The sequence below is a fragment of the Polaribacter dokdonensis genome (assembly GCF_024362345.1).
GTDB lineage: Bacteria > Bacteroidota > Bacteroidia > Flavobacteriales > Flavobacteriaceae > Polaribacter > Polaribacter dokdonensis.
The window spans coordinates 1166902-1187952 of the sequence record NZ_CP101505.1; the positions used below are offsets into that span (position 1 = coordinate 1166902).

Sequence of the window (21051 nt, forward strand, 5' to 3'; positions counted from 1 at the left end):
TGATTTTCTTTACCTTTAAAGACTAAACCAAACTTTATAATCATGAAAAAAATAATTCTTCTTTTTTCGTTAATTCTTACCTATACAAGTTTTTCTCAAGGAACAAGATTATTAAGACAACCTACATTATCTAATAATCAAGTAGTTTTTGTGCATGCTGCAGATTTATGGAAAGCACCAATAAATGGTGGTAATGCTATAAGACTTACAAGTGATGAAGGCTATGAATCTAGCCCAAAGTTTTCTAAAGATGGGCAATGGATTGCTTTTACAGCTCAATATGATGGAAATATTGATGTCTATGTAGTTTCAATTAACGGTGGTGAACCTAAAAGACTAACCTATCACTCAGCTTCAGACATTGTACAAGGTTGGACACCTGATGGTAAAATCTTATTTAGATCTAACAGAGAAGGCAGACCTACACAAACCAATAAATTCTTTACCATTTCAACAAAAGGTGGCTTACCTGAAGCTTTTGATATTCCAAGAGCAGCCTTTGGTGAAATTTCTGAAGACAATAAATATATTGCCTACACTCCTATTACCAGTTGGGATGCTGAATGGAGAAATTATAGAGGAGGACAAGCAATGCCTATTTGGATTGTAAACCTTAAAACTAAAGAATTAATTAAAACACCACAATTAGATGGTGAAAGACATGTAAACCCTGTTTGGTTTAATGGTGATGTATATTACATTTCAGAAAGAGATTATACAGCCAATATTTGGTCTTACAATATTAAAACAAAGCAAGAAACACAAGTTACTTTTCATAAAAAGTTTGATGTTAAAAATCTTGATGCCAATCAAAATGGAATTGTATATGAACAAGCAGGCTTTTTACATATGCTAAATCCTACAACTAAAAAAAGCAATCAAATTGTTATTAATGTAAAAGGAGATTTAAATTACTCTAGAACAAGATGGATGAATGTTTCTGGCAGAAACTTAACCAATCCAAATGTATCTCCTAAAGGTAAAAGAGCCATTTTTGAATATCGAGGAGAAATTTTTACCATACCTAAAGAAAATGGTACTTGGAGAAATTTAACCAATTCATCAGGAGTTGCAGATCGTTCTCCTATTTGGTCTCCAAAAGGAGATAAAGTAGCTTGGTTTTCTGATAAAAATGGAGAGTATGAATTAGTGCTCTCAGATCAAACTGGAGCTAATCAAGAGTTTATAAAATTACCAAATCCTACTTTTTATTTTCAACCTGATTGGTCTCCAGATGGAAAACATATTGCTTACACAGACACCAATTTTGTAATTTGGATTATTAATTTAGACACTAAAAACATTGTTAAAGCAGATGCTGATGGTTTTGCACATCCAAACAGAACAATGAATCCTAAATTTTCTCCTGATAGTGATTGGATTGTCTATGTAAAACAAAATGATAATAGTTTTAAATCTGTTTATGCATATCAATTAAGTACTAAAAAAATTGTACAAATCACAGATAGAATTGCAGATGCTATTTCTCCTGTTTGGGATGCTTCAGGTAAATATATATATACTTTAGCAAGTACAGATTATGGCTTACAAACTGGTTGGCTAGACATGTCTTCTTACGATCCTAGTGTAACTAGAACTTTATATTCTATTGTACTAAATTCAACTGATAAAGCTCCTAATCTACCAAAAACAGACGAAGAAGAAAAACCTAAATCAAAGTCTGATGATTCAAAAAAGAAAGAAGACAAAAAAGAGAATAGCAAAAAAACGATTATAGATGAAAATGGTATTTTTGATAGAGCTGTGGCTTTAGATTTACCTGCCAGCAATTACGTTGGTTTATTAAAAGGACCAAAAAACAAAGTTTTTATTGCTGAATCAAAACCGAATACTAGAGGATTAACCCTACATAGTTTTGATGTTGCAAAAGAAAAAGCAACTGTGTTTGCTACAGGTGTTTCCTCTATGACAGCCTCTAGTGATGCTAGTTCTATTTTATTATCTAAAGGTAGTAGCTGGAGTTTAAACAAAGCTACTGCTGCAAAAGCAGGTAAAGAGAGCTTAAAAACTAACTTAAAAATTAAAGTAGATCCTAAAGCAGAAGCGCATCAAATCTTTAAAGAAGGATGGCGATTTATGAGAGATTTTCTTTATGTAGATAATGTTCATGGTGCTCCTTGGAATGATATTTACAAATGGTATTCTCCATGGATAAATGATGTTAGACACAGAACAGATTTAAATTATGTAGTAGATATAATGAGTGGTGAGGTTGCTATTGGGCATTCTTATGTTTCTGGTGGAGATTTACCAAATGTAAATAGAGTTGCTGTAGGATTATTAGGTGCAGATTTAGAAAAGCATAAAGGTTACTATAGATTCAAGAAAATTTATAAAGGCGAACGTTGGAACCCAAATATTTTTGCTCCATTAGGTTTACCAGGAATCAATGTAAACAAAGGTGATTATTTAGTAGCTATAAATGGCGTAGATTTAACTTCAGAAATGAATCCTTATCAATTATTAGAACAAACTGCTGGTAGAGAAATTTACATTAAAGTAAATGATAAACCATCTCTAAAAGATGCAAAGTCAATTTTAATAACACCAACAGCAAGTGAGAGAGGTTTAAGAAATATTGATTGGGTAGAAAGTAATCGTAGAAAAGTTGATGAATTATCAAATGGAAAATTAGCTTACGTTTATGTTCCAAATACTAGCAACCCTGGTTTTACATCTTTTAATAGATACTACTTTTCTCAACAGGATAAAAAAGGAGTTGTAATTGATGAAAGAAATAATGGTGGTGGTTCTGCAGCTGATTATATGATAGACATAATGTCTAGAGAAGTTGTTGGTTATTTTAACAGCAAATCAGAAAGCAGAAAACCTTGGACAACACCAATGGCTGGAATTTGGGGGCCAAAAGTGATGATTATCAATGAAAGAGCTGGTTCTGGAGGAGATTTGTTACCTTATATGTTTAAAGTAAAAAACTTAGGAACTCTAGTTGGAACAAGAACTTGGGGTGGTTTAGTTGGTACTTGGGACACTCCAAGATTCATAGATGGAGGAAGAATGATTGCACCAAGAGGTGGTTTTTACGATGTTGATGGTAATTGGGCTGTTGAAGCTGAAGGTGTAGCTCCAGATATTGAAGTACATCAAACACCAAAAGAAGTTTTATCTGGTAAAGATCCTCAATTAGAAAGAGCAGTTGCAGAAGCTTTACGTTTATTAAAAGGCAATGAATTTATTTTAAAACCAGAACCAAAAGCTCCAATTCGTTCTAAAAGACCTAAAGGATATCAAAAAGACAACTAATATGATGAAAATAATTCCCACTTTTGTGGGAATTGTTTTTTAATGAAACTCATTTTTGCTTGAAAGTTATAGAAAGTCATATTGCTTTAGAATTAGAAAAACCAGTTCGTTTTCAAGAATATGGAGTGGGTATTTTTAATACAATACCTACTAAATCTGGGATTAAAAAAGCTATTAAAAAAAAACTAATTTTAATTGATGATGAACTTGCTACCACTTCTAAATATATTTCAGGAGGAGAAAAGATTGCTTTATTAGAAAATGAAGAAATAGAATCATTCACAAGATTAAAATTAGATTTAGAAGTATTGTATGAAGATGATTACTTAGCCATAATTTACAAACCTTCAGGCATTTTAGTAAGTGGCAACAAGTTTGTAACTATTGCAAATGCATTAGCTCAAAATCTAAAAAAAAGCAATCAAATAGATGCTGTAAAACCTCAACCTGTGCATAGGTTAGATTACCCAACTTCTGGATTATTGTTAGTAGGAAAAACAAGCACTGCCATTCAAAAACTAAGTGAGTTGTTTCAAAAAAAAGAAATTCAAAAAACATATTTTGCAATCTCAATAGGAAAAATGTGTTCTGGAGGTGTTATCAATTTAAAGATTGACAATAAACATGCATCTACTAATTTTGAAGTTTTACAATCTGTAAAATCTGAGCGTTTTGAGTTTTTGAATTTGGTAGAATTATCGCCTAAAACAGGTAGAAAACATCAAATAAGAAAACATTTAGCTAAAATTGGTCATCAAATATTAGGAGATAAAATCTATGGAATAAATTCCTTAAAACTAAAAGGAAATGGCTTGTATTTACACGCAGCTACAATTTCATTTCTACATCCTCTTACAAAAGAAAAAATTTCTGTTTCAAAAGAAATCCCTAAAAAATTTCTTAAAATTTTTCCAGATATAAAGATTTTTTAAATTAAACATTTTTAAACAATTCGTAAAAGTCGATCATTATGTGTACTATATTTTAAATATTCTTTTAGCTTTATAAAATATTTAAGATTAAAATGTTAGAAATTAGACCTAATTGTGAACATTGCAACAAAGATTTGCCTAACACATCAACTGAAGCTATGATTTGCTCTTTTGAATGTACCTATTGTAAGACTTGTGCTATAGAAATTTTCGAAAACGTTTGCCCAAGTTGTAGTGGTAATTTCACTAAAAGACCAATTAGACCCTCAAAAATGATTGAGAAATATCCAGCATCAAAAAAGAGAGTTTATCAACCTAAAGATGTAACTCTTTCTAAAATAAATTCAGAAAAGTTGAAAAACATTTTACCAGAAAACAGATGAAAAACGAAGAATATTCGCAATCTAAACTCAACAGAGTTAAAAGAGGTGCTGTAAGAGCTACTTACGAAAAAGAAAAAATAAATAACATTTTAGATGCAGGTTTTTTGTGTTATGTAGGTTATATATACGAAGGTAAACCTATAACCATTCCAATGGCTTATGCCAGAAAAGACAATAAAATTTACATTCATGGTTCTACAGGAAATAGAATGCTTTTATCCATTTTAGAAAGTAAAGAAACCTCTATAACTGTAATGCATTTAGATGGTTTGGTTTTGGCACGTTCAGGGCTACATCACTCAGTAAATTATAGGTCTGTTACACTTTTTGGGGGGTTAAAAAAAGTGGAAAAAGATGAAGAGAAAACTGAAGTTTTAAGATGGATTGTAGATCAAATGATACCCAATCATTGGGATTCTTTAAGGCCTATGTATAAGAAAGAATTAGACAGAACTTTGGTTGTAGAATTTACCATAAATACTGGGTCTGCAAAAATTAGAGATGTTGGTGTAAATGATGAACCAGAAGATTACGATTTAGATATTTGGGCAGGTATAGTTCCTATTAAACAAGTTGCAGAATATCCAATAGCCGATAAAGGAAAGCCTGAAAAAATGAAAATACCAGATCATATTTTAGATTATTATAAGGGTAACCAATAGTTTCTTATTTTAAAAATTAATAATTTAGCTATTAAATTAAATTCCTAAAAATGAAGAAGTTTTTAAAAATAGTAAGTTCAATATTAGTCTTATTATTTCTTTTTGGTATTGTTTACTATTTTATAAATAACGAGAAATTGCCTGAAGGTAAAAAAGGTAAAGAAGCAGAAGCCCTTGCTATTAAAATGTACAATGCTATAAATCATGAGGCGTTTGAAAATACTGAGATTATAGAATGGAATTTTAGAAATGCACATTTTTACAAATGGCATAAACAAAAAAATATTGTTGAAGTTTCTTGGGATGAAAACAAGGTGATTCTAAACACAAAAGACACCTCTAAATCTGAGGTATATGTAAATGGTAATAAAACAAATAACCAAGAATTAATAACTACAGCAGAAGCTTATTTTAACAACGATTCTTTTTGGTTAATTGCACCTTATAAAATTTTTGATGCTGGCACAGAAAGAAGTATTGTAAAACATGAAGGTAAAGATGCATTGATGATTACCTATACTTCTGGAGGTTCTACACCTGGAGATTCTTACTTATGGATATTAGATGACAACTATATACCAACTTCTTATAAAATGTGGACATCTATAATTCCAATTGGTGGAGTTTCTGCAACTTGGTCTAATTACAAAACTACAGAAGCTGGAATTATATTACCTAAAAGTCATACATTATCACTATTTGATTTAGGTATGGAATTAGGTGATGTTAAGGCCTACAATGAAAAAGCCAATGCACTAGCCAATAAAATTTTGTCTGCTATAAAACATGAAAATTATACGAAAACTAAATTTTTAGAATGGAGTTTTGGAGGTAGAAGAAGTTTTAAATGGGATAAAGAAAAACATATTGTAGATGTTTCTTGGGAAGATTTTCGAGTAAATTTAAATCCAGAAGATTTAGAAAATAGCATTGTATTTTTTGAAGGTGAAAAACAAGAAGATACAGATGAAAAGATTGTAAAAAGAGCTTGGGATATTTTTAATAATGATTCTTTTTGGCTGGTAGCTCCTCATAAATTATTTGATGATGGAGTAATTAGAACTTTAGAAACTATAGATGGCGAAACTGGCTTAAGAGTAACCTATACTTCTGGTGGCACAACTCCTGGAGATAGTTATGTTTGGTTATTAGAGGATAACTTTGTACCAAAAAGCTATAAAATGTATTTAAAAAATGGCAGAATGAATGGTACACCAGCAACTTGGGAAAATTGGATTACTACAGAAAGTGGTACCTTATTGCCAACAAATCATACCTTCTCTAATGGAGCAACATTAAGTATGGGAGAAGTTAAAGGCTATAATTAATGACATCTAAAGTAATTGCAAACGGAATTTTAAGAGCATTAGGAATTATACTTGGTATAGTGCTTCTACTCTACTTTTTATTTAAAATTCAGTCTGTAATTACCTACATTATAATTGCAGCAGTTTTATCTTTAGTTGGGCGTCCAATAATTTTATTTTTAAGAAGAAAACTCAAGTTTCCAAATACTTTAGCTGTAGTAACTACAATGATTTTCATGTTAAGTTTATTAACAGGAATTGTAGTTCTTTTTATTCCTCTTATTATTGAACAAGGTAAAAGTTTATCTCTCTTAGAGGTAGAAAAACTGCAGTACAATGTACAATCTATCTTTAATCAGATAACCGCTTATTTTTCATCTAAAGGCATAGATGTTTTAAAAGAAATTCAAAATATAGATTTTGCAAATCAATTTAAAACCATTCCTAATATTTTCAATTCCATTTTAGGTACGTTAGGTAATTTAAGTGTTGGCCTTTTTTCTGTATTATTTATCTGTTTTTTCTTTATGAAGGATAGTAGACTTTTTAAGAAGGGCATTCTAACTTTTATTCCAAATAATAGCGAAAATAGATTTTCAAATTCCTTAGAGGTTATTAATAATTTATTGTCTAGATACTTTATAGGCTTAATTTTCCAAATCACAATCCTATTTATCATCTATACAATTGTATTGCTATTTTTTGGGATTTCAAACGCGGTTGTAATTGCATTCTTATGTGCGTTACTAAATTTGATTCCTTATGTTGGTCCAATTATTGGAGGCTTATTAATGTTTACATTGTCTATGACTAGTAATATTGGTAACGATTTTCAAGCATTTATTTTACCAACATCACTAAAAATTATGATTTTTTACTTTCTGGCTCAAGTGTTAGATAATTTTGTGAGCCAGCCTATGATTTTCTCAAAAACTACAAAATCTCATCCATTAGAAATCTTCTTAGTAATTATTATTGGAGGCTTATTATTTGGAGTAATTGGTATGATTACTGCTGTGCCTTCTTACACAGCTTTAAAGGTTATTCTAAAAGAGTTTTTGTCTGAAAACAAAATTGTAAAATCCTTAACTAAAAACATTTAATCACGCTTGAATTTAAATATTTTAAAGGACAAAGTACAGCAATATATTAATGATAAATTAAAATCAGAAATCACAAAATTGATTTTAAAAGGGAGTCCTTTTGATGATATTTCTTCTCAAGAACTAGCCAACCAAATAGTAGCAAAACAAAAGTCCGAAAAGAAACTACCAACTTGGTTCACAACACAAAACATTTATTACCCACCTAAAATTAGCATAGAACAAACCTCATCAGAAATTACTGCTGAGTACAAATCGAATATTATTAAAGGCGATACTATCATAGACATTACTGGTGGTTTTGGTGTAGATTGCTATTATTTTTCTAAATCATTTAAACAAGTAACACATTGTGAAATTAATGATGAACTCTCTAAAATTGTATCACACAATTACCAAAAGTTAGCTATAAATAATGTAACTACATTTTCTGGAAATGGTTTTGATTTTTTAAAAAGCACTGATAGCAATTTTGATTCTATTTACATAGATCCATCTAGAAGAAGCGATGTTAAAGGCAAAGTATTTTTATTAAAAGATTGCTTGCCTTACGTACCTCCTAAAATTGATTTCTTTTTTACTAAAGCTAACAACATATTAATAAAAGTATCTCCCATTTTAGATATTACAAACACAATAAACGATTTAAAAAATGTAAAAGAGGTTCATGTAGTAGCTGTTAATAATGAGGTAAAAGAGTTATTGTTTTTACTGGAAAAAGAATACAACAAGTCAATTGAAATTAAAACAGTAAACCATCAAAAAGGAGAACTACAAACCTTTAGTTTTATCTATAATGAAAACGCTCAAGCAGATTATTCATCTCCATTAAATTATTTGTATGAACCCAATAGCGCAATTTTAAAATCTGGCGCATTTCAACAAATTGCAAACCATACAAAAACCTTTAAATTACACAAACATTCTCATCTTTTTACATCAGAATTGTTAATAACTTTCCCTGGAAGAACATTTAAAATAGATTCAGTTTTAAAGTATGATAAAAAGAAATTAAAGAAATTGTTACCAAATAACAAAGCGAACTTTACTATTAGAAATTTTCCTAAAACAGTGTCACAGCTAAGAAAAGAGACGAAAATTAAAGATGGTGGATCTATTTATGTCTTTTTCACAAAAAACAATAAAAACGAGCTAATAACTATTATTTGTAGTAAAACTTAAGTATAATTTATCAATTTGTTAACATTCCTTATTTTTTTTGTTCTTTATTGAAATAATTATATATATTTGTAATCACTTTATGTGTTTTATTTTTAGGGGTATAAGACACTAAAGCCCAAGTCTCGATTTCGATATCGAGACTTTTTTTTTGCTTGTACTTTTTCATTAAGTTTGTATAGAAAGATATATCTTCAACCATATGCAATCTACCCTATATCAAGGTCTAAAAGTTTCTAAATCTAACTCCACAAAAGTTAATGATTACCTTGTTGTAGAAGCTCCACTTCAGATTAACATCAACAATGAACCTTATACAGTTGTAATGAGAACTCCTAATGATGATGTTGAGCTAGTTAGAGGATTGTTATTTGCTGAAGATATTTATAAAAAAAACACCGATTTCGATTTTAGCATTGTAAAATCTGAACTGAAAATAGCTTCAATTGTAAACATCAACATTGCAAACGATGAATTAGGAAAAGGTTACCTAAACAAAAGAACACTACTATCTATCTCATCTTGTGGTATTTGTGGTAAAAAAGAATTATCTGACATTCAAGTAACAGGAAACAGTTTAGAGAACAACCTTCAACTAAGAGGTAGTCAGTTACATGACATGTATGCTACAATGAATAAACTGCAAAATACCTACAAAAAATCTGGAGGTAGCCATGCAGCTGCAATTTTTTCAGATAAAAGTGAGTTATTAAGTTTAAAAGAAGATATTGGTAGACACAATGCAGTAGATAAAACAATTGGTGATTTACTATCCAAAAATAAACTAATGCAAGCCAATTATTTATTGGTAAGTGGTAGAGTTTCTTACGAAATAGTAATTAAGGCTTTTATAGCTAAAATCCCTGTAATTGTTGCAGTTTCTGCTTGTTCTAGTTTAGCTGTAGATTTTGCGAAGGAATTCGGAATTTGCCTAATAGGATTTACAAGAGAAAATAAAATGACCATATACTCCAACACAAATTCAATTAATCTTTTAGCACATGATTAAAAAAACAAATGCCCAAACACCAGAAAAACTTACAGGAATAGAATTAAAAGATATTCCTCATTCAGCTGTTGGTTTTAAAGCTATTGCATCATCTGTAAAACATGTAAAAAATGAAGCTGGTTTATTTAGAGGTATTAGTTTATTAAAAAACTTGAATCAAACGTATGGCTTTGATTGTCCTGGATGTGCTTGGCCAGATCCAGATGAGAAAAGAGCTTTTTTAGCAGAATATTGTGAAAATGGCGCAAAAGCTGTAGCTGAAGAAGCTACAAGAAATAAAGTTTCTCCATTATTTTTTGCTACTTACTCTGTAAGTAATTTAGCTAAATTATCTGATTATGAAATAGGAAAAAAAGGTAGAATAACACATCCTGTTTATTTACCTGAAGGTGCAAATCATTACAAAGAAATTTCTTGGAAGGATGCTTTTAACCTTATAGCAGAGGAATTAAATGGGTTAGATTCTCCTGATGAAGCAATTTTTTATACCTCAGGAAGGACAAGTAATGAAGCTGCTTTTTTATATCAACTTTTTGTAAGACAATTTGGAACTAATAATTTACCTGATTGTTCTAACATGTGTCATGAAGCGAGTGGTGCTGCTCTTTCTGAAACCTTAGGTATTGGTAAAGGCTCTGTAACCTTAGATGATTTTAATCATACAGATTTAATTATTGTAATGGGTCAAAACCCAGGTACAAATCATCCAAGAATGTTAACAGCTTTAGGAGATGCTAAGAAAAATGGAAGTAAAATTATTACAGTAAATCCACTACCAGAAGTTGGTTTAATGAATTATAAAGACCCACAAAACCCATTAAAATGGGTAGGTTCAGGTCAAGATTTAACTGATGTGTTTTTACAGGTAAAAATAAATGGTGATGTTGCTCTTTTAAAAATCATTCTAAAATTAATGATTGCTAAAGAAGAGGAAGATACTGGCTCTGTATTCGATTACAAATTTATTAAAGAAAAAACACATGGAGTTGAAGATTTGTTAGATGATTTAGAAACCTATTCTATAGATTATTTACTGCCTCAAACAGGCCTAACTTTAGAAGAAATAAAACTTGCAGCAGACTTAATAATCAGCAATAAAAAAATTATCATTTGCTGGGCTATGGGTTTAACACAACATAAGAACTCAGTAGATAATATAAGAGAAATTGTAAATATTTTATTACTAAAAGGCAGTATTGGTAAAAAAGGTGCAGGTACCTGTCCAGTTCGTGGTCATTCCAATGTTCAAGGTGATAGAACAATGGGGATTTGGGAAAAAATGCCAGATACTTTCTTAGATAAAATTGATGCTGAATTTAACTTTGAATCTCCAAGAAAACATGGTTTTGATGTTGTAAATTCAATTAAAGCTATGCATGACAAAAGAGCTAAGGTGTTTTTTGGAATGGGAGGTAATTTTGTTTCAGCAACTCCAGATACTGAATTCACTGCAGAAGGCTTACGAAACTGTAATTTAACAGTACATGTTTCTACAAAACTAAATAGAAGTCATTTAATTCATGGTAGAAAAGCCTTAATCTTGCCTTGTTTAGGTCGATCTGAAAAAGACTTTCAGACATCTGGAGAACAGTTTATATCCGTAGAAAATTCTATGGGAATTGTTCATAAATCTCAAGGTCATTTAGAACCTTGTTCTGAAGATTTATTAAGTGAACCTGCAATTGTAGCTGGTCTTGCTAAAGCAACTTTAAAAAAGACATCCGTAAATTGGGATAAAATGATTTCTAATTATGATTTCATTAGAGATAAAATAGCAACTATTATACCTGGTTTTAAAAATTATAATCAAAGAGTTCGTGAAGATGCAGGGTTTTACTTACCTAATAATGCTAGAGCCAATGATTTTAAACCAACAACAACTGGTAAAGCTAATTTTACAGTAAATGCAATTTCTGACATTAAATTAACAGAAAAGCAATTTATTATGATGACCATAAGAACTCACGACCAATACAACACAACTATATATGGCTTAAATGATAGATACAGAGGTGTTTTAAATGAAAGAAGAGTACTTTTCATGAATGCTCATGATATGGAAAAGAATAATATAAATAAATTAGATTTAGTTGATTTACGAAGCCACTTTAATGATAAAGTGAGAGAGGCAAAAGGATTTTTAGCATTACCTTATAACATTCCAAAACAATGTACAGCTACCTACTTTCCTGAAGCTAATGTTTTGGTTCCAATACAAAGTACAGGCAGAACTAGCAACACACCAACATCAAAAACAGTAATTATTACAATTCATAAAAGATAAAATGAAGAAAATTCTAAGTTTATTCCTATTAATATTCACATGTTATTTAAGCAATGCTCAAACTGTAGTAATTCCCAAAAAAGAAACACAGAAGGCTTTTGCTAAACTAGATTTTTTATCTATTGATATGCCAGAAACCAGTATTCCTAATGAAAAAAACATGGGATTTTCTGGTATACATTACAATCTTATGCTAAACGATTGGGCTTATGCAGGTGTTGGTATTTATGGTGCCATTTCTGGTGAAAGAGGTGGTTTTTTCACACTTGGTGTAAATGCAGGAATTAAGAAATATATAAACTCTAAATTCTATATAGATACAGGCTTTCATTTTGGAGGTGGAGGTGGTGCTGCAGCTCCTGATGGTGGAGGTGCATTTATTTTGCCACATGCTAATCTTGGATATGATTTTAATCACTTTTCATTAAATTCTGGCTGGAGTTATGTTAACTTTTTTGATGGAGGTTTAATTAAAAATCATCAAATTAATATAGGTTTAGAAATTCCATTAAATTATGACTATGCTTCTTATAATTCCTCTGAAAATGAATTTAAAATTGATGCATTAAAACAATCTGACTGGAATATAAACTCCAAAAGAACTTCTTTAATGCTACATTTAAATACGTTAAAAATTAAGGGAGATACTCAAGGTATAAATAATGATAAAACCATAAAATTAGCTGGTTTTGAATTAGCATCTTATTTTACTAAGAATTGGTTTGCATTTGTAAAAGTAGATGGTGCTTTTGATGGCATAAAAGCTGGTTATATGGACGTGTTTTTAGGAGGTGGATATCATCTTTCACTTAATAACAACAGCACAAATATACTTGCTAAATTTGGAGCAGGTGCAGGTGGTGGAGGTGGAATAGATTCGCAAGGTGGTTTTTTAATTTATCCTGATTTATCTCTAGAACAAAGAATTTTTAATGACATTTATATTTCTGTAAATAAAGGGTTTGTAATGTCTCCTAATTCCCATTTCTATACCTCATCTTTAGGAGTTGGATTAAAATATTATGTAGAACGAAATGGAATAAAATCAAATAAAAACTTTAGTTCAGGTAAATTTAAAGGTTTAGAAATAATCACAAAGCATGATATTTATTTTAATGCTGAAAGAGATTCAAATCCTACTGAAGATTTACATCAGATCTCGCTTCAAATAAATTTAAACCTTAATAAAAATGTTTATATAACTGGGCAAACCTCTTTTGCTAATTTTGGAAACGCAGGCGCTTATGCTGAAGGAATTGTAGGTTTAGGATTACAAACCAATCCATTTTTAAATAATAAAATGTCTTTCTTTTTACAAGCTTTAGGAGGAGCTGCTGGTGGTGGAGATATAAGCACTGGAGAAGGCTTAATTGTAAAACCAAGTTTAGGTTTTAATTATCAATTAAATGATAACTTAAGCTTTAGAAGTGCTGCTGGGTATGTAAAAGCTAAAGGAGGTTCTTTAAGTAGTACTGCTTTTAATTTCGGATTAAAATATCATATTTCATTTTTAAAAATGAAAAATTAACTTCTATCTAATTATGAAAAAACCACTTTATATTATCCTATTTCTAATTTTAGTTTTAAATTTTTCAGTTATTAAAGCACAAAACATTCAAATTATACCACAGCCAAATTCTATAATTCAGGGCTCAAATTCATTTACTATTAATGAAAATACTAAAATCATTTCTTCTGATAAAACAGTAAAACTAGCAGAAGATTTGAGAGACTATTTTAAAAGTGAATTCAAATTATCTTTAAAAAATAAAGCTACAAACAAACCATTAAAAAACTATATCAAATTTCAAACAGATAATAGTTTAGCAAATGAAGCGTATGAATTAACCATAGAAAAAAATACAATTACTATTTGTGCTAAAAACAGTGCTGGTTGGTTTTATGGTTCTCAAACTTTAATGCAATTACTTTCTTATAACGCTCACTATTCTAAATATGAAAAAGAAATAGATATTAAAGAAATTAAAATAATTGATAAACCAAGATTTAAGTGGAGAGCATTTATGCTAGATGAAGCTAGATATTTTAAAGGAAAAGAACAAGTAAAGTTACTTTTAAATGAAATGGCTTATTTGAAAATGAACATATTTCATTGGCATTTGGTGGATGATCAAGGTTGGCGAATTGAAATTAAAAAATATCCAAAATTAACTGAGATAGGATCTAAAAGAAAAAGCACACAAATTGGTCCTTTACAATGGGAAAGCCCTATTCAATCTGCGGAATCACATGAAGGTTTCTATACTCAAGACGAAATAAAAGAAATTGTAGCTTATGCAAAAGAAAGGAATATTACCATAGTCCCAGAAATAGAAATGCCTGGTCATTCCACAGCTGCAATTGCTTCTTATTCTTGGTTAGGTACCTCCAAAAAAGAAATAGAAGTACCTATAAAGTTTGGTGTAGGTAAAGATGTTTATGATGTTACAAACCCAAGAGTTACACAGTTTCTAAAAGATGTCTTAGATGAAGTAATGGAATTATTCCCATCTAAAGTTATTCACATTGGAGGTGATGAAGTAAAATACAATCATTGGAAAAATTCATCTTCTGTAAAACAATACATGTCTAAAAAGAATTTAAAAACTCCTGCAGACTTACAAGTATATTTTACCAACTCAATTTCTAAGTACTTACAAAGTAAAGGCAGAAGAATGATGGGTTGGAACGAAATTATGGGACATAATTTACACGAATATCAAGATAAAAGTGATACCAAAACTTCACAAAAATTAGCAAAAGAAAGTATAGTTCATTTTTGGAAAGGTGATGTAGAATTAGCAACCACAGCTGCTAAAAATGGCTATGAAATTGTAAATTCATTACATTCATCTACCTATTTAGATTATCTATATAAAAACTTACCCTTATCAAAATCGTATGCATTTAATCCTATCCCTAAAGATTTAAGTAATGAGTATCATGATAAAGTAATAGGTTTAGGGTGTCAAATGTGGGGAGAATGGATTCCAACAGATGGTGAAATGCATTATAAAGTATTTCCTAGAATTGCTGCATATGCAGAAGTTGGCTGGACGAATTTAGAAAAGAAAGATTTTAGTGATTTTAAAATAAATCTGAAAAATTTACAAAAAAGATGGTCTGCAAAAGATATTTATTTTGCTCCAGATGATTATGTAGAAAAAAAATAATTTAATTTGAAAGAAATAATTTCTATTGCTCCAGGAAGAACTTGTTTATTTGGTGATCATCAAGATTATTTGGGTTTACCCATTATTGCTTGCGCTATTGACAAACATATTACCATAAAAGCAACTATAAACACGACTAATAATTTTGTTATTGATTTACCAGACATCAATCAAAAAAGAATAATACCTATAGATGCAAATGAAGAGAATCTTAATCCAGGTGATTTTTTAAAATCTAGCCTTCAGGTTTTAAGAAGATATAATTGCATTCCTAATTCTGGTTATACTATTTTAATAACAGGTACCATTCCTATTAATTCTGGTACTTCAAGCTCTTCTGCTTTAACAGTAGCTTGGATTCAATTTCTAATAAAAGCCTTTGGACCTGAAACACTTTTAGCTCCAGAAAAATTATCTCAATTAGCTTATGAAGCTGAAGTTTTAGAGTTAAACGCTCCAGGAGGTAAAATGGATCAATACAGTATTGGACTTGGAAATATCATTTATTTGGAAACAGGTGATCAGTTTTCCTATCAGGTTTTAAAAAATCCAGTTCCTGGTTTAATTATGGCAGATTCAGGAGTTCCAAAGGAAACCACTGCCCTATTACATCGATTAAAAACAAATTCGTGGAAAGCGATTCAAGAAGTTCAAAAAGAGCTACCTGATTTTAAAATAGAAACAGCAAACATAAACGAGTTAGATAAATATCTAAAATCATTACCAATTGACTTACAACCCTATTTAGAAGCTGCTATTGGTAATTATACAGTTACAAAAAATGCTCTTCTAGAATTTAAGAAAGATAAATTAGATCTTGTAGCTATTGGTAATTTGATGAATAAGCATCATTATTACTTAAAAGAGCTGCTTAAAATTACGGTTCCAAAAATTGATGTAATGATTGATGCTGCTTTATCTGCTGGAGCATTAGGCGCAAAAATTGTGGGTTCTGGAGGTGGAGGAAGTATTGCAGTTATTACAGATGAGAAAAATAAAGATAAAATTACAGAGGCATTAATTAAAGCAGGATCTAAAAGTGTATACTTTGCAAATGTTGATTCTGGTGCAAGAATAATTGAATAATATGCATAACAATTTAATCATTTTAGCAGGTGGCATGTCCTCTAGAATGAAGAAACCAGCAGTTTCAAAAAACCTTAACATTAAGGATGCAGAACAAGCTAACAATAGAAGTAAGAGCTTAATTGGTGTTGGTAAAGACAATAGACCTTTAATGGACTATTTACTCTATAATGCCAAAAAAGCTGGCTATAAAAATGTTTACATTGTTATCAATAAAAACGGTGCTCTTTTTAAAAAGTTCTATGGATCAAAAACTGAAAATAATAATTTTAAAGATTTAAATATTTCCTTTCCTATTCAAACAATTCCTGAGAATAGAGAAAAACCTTTTGGTACTGCAGATGCTGTTTTACATACATTAGAACAATTTCCTAAATTAAAATTAAAACAATTTACGGTTTGTAATAGTGATAATTTATATTCCATAAAGGCATTAAGATTATTGAGAAAATCTTTAAACAAAAATGCACTTATTTCTTATGATAGAGATCACTTAAAGTTTTCACAAAATAAAATTTACTCTTTTGCAATAATGAATTTAGATAATAACAATTATCTTAAGGATATTATCGAAAAACCTACTAATGAAGAAGCAGAAAACTACAAAGATAAAGATGGTAAAATTAGGGTAAGCATGAATATTTTTAAATTGGATGGACCAACAATTTATAAACATCTAAAAAATTGTCCTGTAAATCCAAAACGAGATGAAAAAGAATTGCCAACTGTTGTTATAAATTCCATTGATGAAAACCCAATTAGTTTTTTAACAATTCCACTTTCAGAACACGTCCCAGACTTAACAGCAAAAGACGATATTCAGATCGTTAAAAAATTTATACAACAGAATTATCCAGAAAATTTAGATTGGTAATAACTAATCAACTATAATTAGCTATTTAATGTTAAACATGTATTTAGGTAATAATTTATAGATCTAGATTACACAAGTTATTAACATTTAACCTCTTAAATTAAATATTTCTCTTAAAAATAGTATATTGCAACACTTTTTAACCCCTTAACCCCTTAATTATGGATAAACATACCATAAAACAAGTGTGTGTGCTTGCATTCACTTCAGTTATACTCTATTTCTCAGGAATACATTTAATGACAATTGGAAACTTAAAAAACCTATCAGATGGTCTAGTTGTAATAGCTTTCTTTTTAGCATTTTTCCCATTTTTAGGAAATTTTGCTACATTAAGTATCAAATGCTTTAAAAGAGTTTTAAGTCTCAAAATCTTCTAATTCTTACGATTAAATATTTTTTTGTACATTTACTTAAATTGTAATTCCCCCACAATAATGAATAAACTTATATTTAAGCAAACGATAGTCGTTTTAGTTACAGCAGTAGTATTATACTTTTCAGGTTTTTATTTAGCTTCAAACGAAGGAGTTGAGAGTCTTTTAGACGCTTTTATGGTTATGATTTTTTTCATAACACTATTCCCTTTTATTTTTAATTTTATTAAACTAGTATATAGATTTTTAAAAACTATATATAATTTACTAATATTTAAAACGGAATATTAGAAATTAGTTTTGAGCTCTAGTTGTATTTAATAGTTTATTTGTAGAGTTAATATAACTATTATAGATTGAACTATATTGAACCAAATCATTAAAATGATAGTCATTGGTTTTTTCTGCACTCAATAAAGTATCCCCATTTTTTAAAATGATATTATTGTGAAAATCGTTTATTTCTGAAATTTCCAAAATGGCATCCTTACTGAATGGTATTAAAACATTTTGAGAAGCTAGTAATCTACTTTTACCAGATATTCTATCCAAAAGCTTTACATCTGCCTTTACTACATTGTATCCTCTAGCCTTTTTTAGTATAGTTGACTCTACATAAAACATAATTTTAGAAGAAGGCCTACATTCAAAATATTCGTTATTCAGAGTTTCTATAACATCAATTTTATTTAGATTTACGGAGTTTTTAGCAGGATTCGATTCTATTTTGGTGAATGAAAAAATTCCAACTAGTAGTACAAATAAAGCAGTTATTTTTTTAATCGTTTTCATAATTAGGGTATTTGTTCTCTACAAATTTAGTCCATAATTAGCTCCAGTTTAATAATTTTCGTCAAATGGCTTTTAAGGGCAGTCGAATTGAGATGTTTGTTAAGATGAACAAAACCTTTATAAAACAAAAAACCACCACATTTCTGTGATGGTTTAAGTGAGCCCTGAAGGATTCGAACCTTCGACCGCCTCCTTAGAAGGGAGGTGCTCTATCCAGCTGAGCTAAGAGCCCGTAGTTTTTATGTTTCTACGAAAACAAAGTCGGGGTGGCAGGATTCGAACCTGCGACCTCCTCGTCCCAAACGAGGCGCGATGACCGGGCTACGCTACACCCCGAGTGCAATTTGCGGAGAGACAGGGACTCGAACCCTGGCGACCAAAAAGGTCGACAGATTAGCAATCTGCTGCATTACCACTCTGCCACCTCTCCATAAATTCCTACTATGAAATAGTTGAAATAAATTGCGAGTGCAAATGTAATATTAGAATTACAATTTACCAAGATTTTTTAATCTTTTTATTAAGTTTTTTTATTCTGGATATTCTACTCTTAAATGATATATGTTCATTAGCTTTTTCTTAATTACTTTTTTAATCAATTTAATCTCTCTGAAAGTGATATCAGAATTCACAAATTGATTATCGGCCATTTGTTTATCAATGATTTTATCAATTAAATCACTTATAGATTGAGCTGTTGGGTTTTTAATACTTTTAGAAGCTGCTTCTGCAGCATCGCACATCATTAATATAGCAGTTTCTTTAGAGAAAGGAATAGGCCCTTTGTATTTAAACTTCTCAATATCGACATTTGTATCTGGATTAAGCTCTTGCTCTTTCTTATAGAAATAATAGGTAGAACTTGTTCCATGATGTGTTCTAATAAAATCTATAATTCGATCTGGAATATTATTTTTCTTAGCTAATTCAACACCCTTTATTACATGGTCAGTTATTATTTTACTACTGTCTCTAGGAGATAAATCATTATGAGGATTAACACCAGTAGATTGGTTTTCTATAAAATACATTGGATTAAGCATTTTACCAACATCATGATATAGAGCTCCTGTTCTTACTAACATCGAATTTGCTCCAATTTCATTGGCAGCAGCTTCAGCTAAATTTGCTACTTGCATGGAATGTTGAAACGTACCTGGTGCTTCTTCATTCAATTGTCTCAAAAGTTTAGTATTTGTATTTGATAACTCTAACAAAGTAACATCTGATACTAATCCAAAAACTTTTTCATAGATATAAATTAAAATTATTGATAAAAAAGAAAGTAAACCGTTCATTGCAAACAACACAAAATAATCCCAGTTTATTTGTGAAGCATTTCCTTCTTTAATTACAGAAAATGCAAAATAGGTTAACATATATATTCCTGTAATCTGCGCTACAGAAATAAACAGATTTGCTCTTTTATAAAGTTCTGATACTGTTAAAATAGTAACTATACCAGCAATAATATGTAAGTAAATGAATTCAAAACTATTGGGTACAATATATCCTAATAGAAGAACCGTTAAAACATGACTAAACAAGCCTAACCTTGCATCAAAAAATGCTTTAATAATTATTGGCAGAATACTTAAAGGAACTACATATAAATAATCTGAATTGTATTTTATAACTAGAGTCTGAATAAAAATTATTGCGAATACATTAAAAAATATAAACGTTACTTTATTGTTATTTTCATAAATTTCTGTTCTGTATTTATGTAAAAACAACAACAACATTAATAAGGCTAAGGAAACTAAAATGGTGTATCCTAATACAATCCAGTTGTAATTGGAATCTGTCCAAATTTTAGATTCTGACTCACTTTTTAGCGAGTTTAAAATAGCTAGTTTTTTGCCCTCTACAATGTCCCCTTTCAAGATAATCAACTCTCCTTCAGAAACTTTACCTTTTGTATAAGAAATGTGATCAATATCATTCTGAATTATTTTCTCTGTAAACTCTTTGTCATAAGATACATTTGGTTTAATAATACTCGCTAATATATTTAAAAGTAACTTTTGGTTATAGGAAAGAGGTTTATCACCAATATTATTGTTGATTAAGGCCAAAACTTCTTTCGAATTTAAAAGACTTTTAAAAAGGATATCTTCAACTTCATTCTCCTTTTTTAACGCTATAATCTCATCTTCTTCAGATACTCTATCTTCGCTAACAACTTCTAAATACCCAAAAGTGTAGACCTTCTTAATAATATTATCTCCTACTCTCTTTAAATTTATTTTATCTGGTTCTGTTAAAGAGTCTGTTATTTTTAATTTAGATATTTTCTCTGTGAAAGAAGATTTTACCTGACTTACAATATCATTATCATATTGAAAATAGAGTTTCGCATTTACCTCTATTTGTTTTTTTTCTAAATTAATTTCCTCTTCCGTTTTTTGAATTGCAAAATCGAAAGTAGCATACAAATTGTCATATTTCCAAAGCTGACCGTTATTAAAATCATACTTGAATTGCCCTCCTTTAGGAAATAAATAAACGATAGCAACTGTGGTTATCAGAAATAGAATTACCTTGTAAATAATAGTGTTATTTCTGTATATTTTATTGATAAAATCACTCATAAAAACTAGCG

The 21051-nt window shown here is 29.8% G+C and carries 15 protein-coding genes and 3 tRNA genes; 13 read left to right on the forward strand and 5 right to left on the reverse strand.

Annotated elements, in window-relative coordinates; translation table 11 throughout:
- Positions 1-42: 42 nt before the first annotated feature.
- The 13 genes from LPB302_RS05300 to LPB302_RS05360 all read left to right on the forward strand — a co-directional run bounded on the left by LPB302_RS05300 (position 43) and on the right by LPB302_RS05360 (position 17277).
- On the forward strand, positions 43-3285 hold the full coding sequence (locus tag LPB302_RS05300) for a S41 family peptidase (protein ID WP_176966509.1): 3243 nt from the start codon (positions 43-45) through the stop codon (positions 3283-3285).
- A gap of 59 nt (positions 3286-3344) precedes the next feature.
- Positions 3345-4217, forward strand: coding sequence for an RluA family pseudouridine synthase (locus LPB302_RS05305; protein WP_053972763.1), 873 nt, complete (start codon positions 3345-3347; stop codon positions 4215-4217).
- A gap of 92 nt (positions 4218-4309) precedes the next feature.
- Complete coding sequence (locus LPB302_RS05310) at positions 4310-4600, forward strand: DUF1272 domain-containing protein (RefSeq protein WP_053972764.1); 291 nt, start codon at positions 4310-4312, stop codon at positions 4598-4600.
- Positions 4597-5262, forward strand: a complete 666-nt coding sequence (locus tag LPB302_RS05315) for a pyridoxamine 5'-phosphate oxidase family protein (protein WP_074613578.1) — start codon at positions 4597-4599, stop codon at positions 5260-5262. The genes LPB302_RS05310 and LPB302_RS05315 overlap by 4 nt, the downstream gene beginning before the upstream one ends.
- Positions 5263-5312: 50 nt before the next feature.
- The gene (locus LPB302_RS05320; protein WP_053972765.1) at positions 5313-6590 is read left to right on the forward strand and encodes a hypothetical protein; all 1278 of its coding nucleotides are present in this window, start codon (positions 5313-5315) and stop codon (positions 6588-6590) included.
- Positions 6590-7672 (forward strand): AI-2E family transporter, encoded by a 1083-nt coding sequence (locus tag LPB302_RS05325; RefSeq protein ID WP_053972766.1) that lies wholly within the window; start codon positions 6590-6592, stop codon positions 7670-7672. The genes LPB302_RS05320 and LPB302_RS05325 overlap by 1 nt, the downstream gene beginning before the upstream one ends.
- Positions 7673-7678: 6 nt before the next feature.
- Positions 7679-8854, forward strand: coding sequence for a class I SAM-dependent methyltransferase (locus tag LPB302_RS05330; protein ID WP_053972767.1), 1176 nt, complete (start codon positions 7679-7681; stop codon positions 8852-8854).
- Positions 8855-9053: 199 nt separating this feature from the next.
- The gene (fdhD, locus tag LPB302_RS05335) at positions 9054-9860 is read left to right on the forward strand and encodes a formate dehydrogenase accessory sulfurtransferase FdhD (protein WP_053972768.1); all 807 of its coding nucleotides are present in this window, start codon (positions 9054-9056) and stop codon (positions 9858-9860) included.
- Positions 9853-12144 (forward strand): FdhF/YdeP family oxidoreductase, encoded by a 2292-nt coding sequence (locus LPB302_RS05340; protein WP_053972769.1) that lies wholly within the window; start codon positions 9853-9855, stop codon positions 12142-12144. Before fdhD ends, LPB302_RS05340 begins: the two co-directional genes overlap by 8 nt.
- 1 nt (position 12145) lies before the next feature.
- Positions 12146-13672 (forward strand): hypothetical protein, encoded by a 1527-nt coding sequence (locus tag LPB302_RS05345; protein WP_053972770.1) that lies wholly within the window; start codon positions 12146-12148, stop codon positions 13670-13672.
- Positions 13673-13685: 13 nt separating this feature from the next.
- Positions 13686-15317 carry a beta-N-acetylhexosaminidase gene (locus tag LPB302_RS05350; protein ID WP_053972771.1) on the forward strand — a complete coding sequence of 544 codons (1632 nt, stop codon included), beginning with the start codon at positions 13686-13688 and terminating at the stop codon, positions 15315-15317.
- Between the two features lie 6 nt (positions 15318-15323).
- On the forward strand, positions 15324-16403 hold the full coding sequence (locus LPB302_RS05355; RefSeq protein ID WP_053972772.1) for a mevalonate kinase family protein: 1080 nt from the start codon (positions 15324-15326) through the stop codon (positions 16401-16403).
- Between the two features lies 1 nt (position 16404).
- Positions 16405-17277, forward strand: a complete 873-nt coding sequence (locus LPB302_RS05360; RefSeq protein ID WP_053975246.1) for a sugar phosphate nucleotidyltransferase — start codon at positions 16405-16407, stop codon at positions 17275-17277.
- Positions 17278-17948: 671 nt separating this feature from the next.
- Here the strand turns inward: LPB302_RS05360 and LPB302_RS05365 are convergent.
- From LPB302_RS05365 to LPB302_RS05385, 5 genes are all read right to left on the reverse strand, one after another.
- Positions 17949-18446: a hypothetical protein gene (locus tag LPB302_RS05365; protein ID WP_053972774.1), complete on the reverse strand. Its 498-nt coding sequence runs from the start codon at positions 18444-18446 to the stop codon at positions 17949-17951.
- Positions 18447-18604: 158 nt separating this feature from the next.
- A tRNA-Arg gene (locus LPB302_RS05370) sits at positions 18605-18678 on the reverse strand.
- A gap of 29 nt (positions 18679-18707) precedes the next feature.
- A tRNA-Pro gene (locus tag LPB302_RS05375) sits at positions 18708-18782 on the reverse strand.
- 11 nt (positions 18783-18793) lie between these two features.
- A tRNA-Ser gene (locus LPB302_RS05380) sits at positions 18794-18876 on the reverse strand.
- Between the two features lie 100 nt (positions 18877-18976).
- Positions 18977-21040 (reverse strand): HD family phosphohydrolase, encoded by a 2064-nt coding sequence (locus tag LPB302_RS05385; RefSeq protein ID WP_053972775.1) that lies wholly within the window; start codon positions 21038-21040, stop codon positions 18977-18979.
- Between the last annotated feature and the right edge of the window lie 11 nt (positions 21041-21051).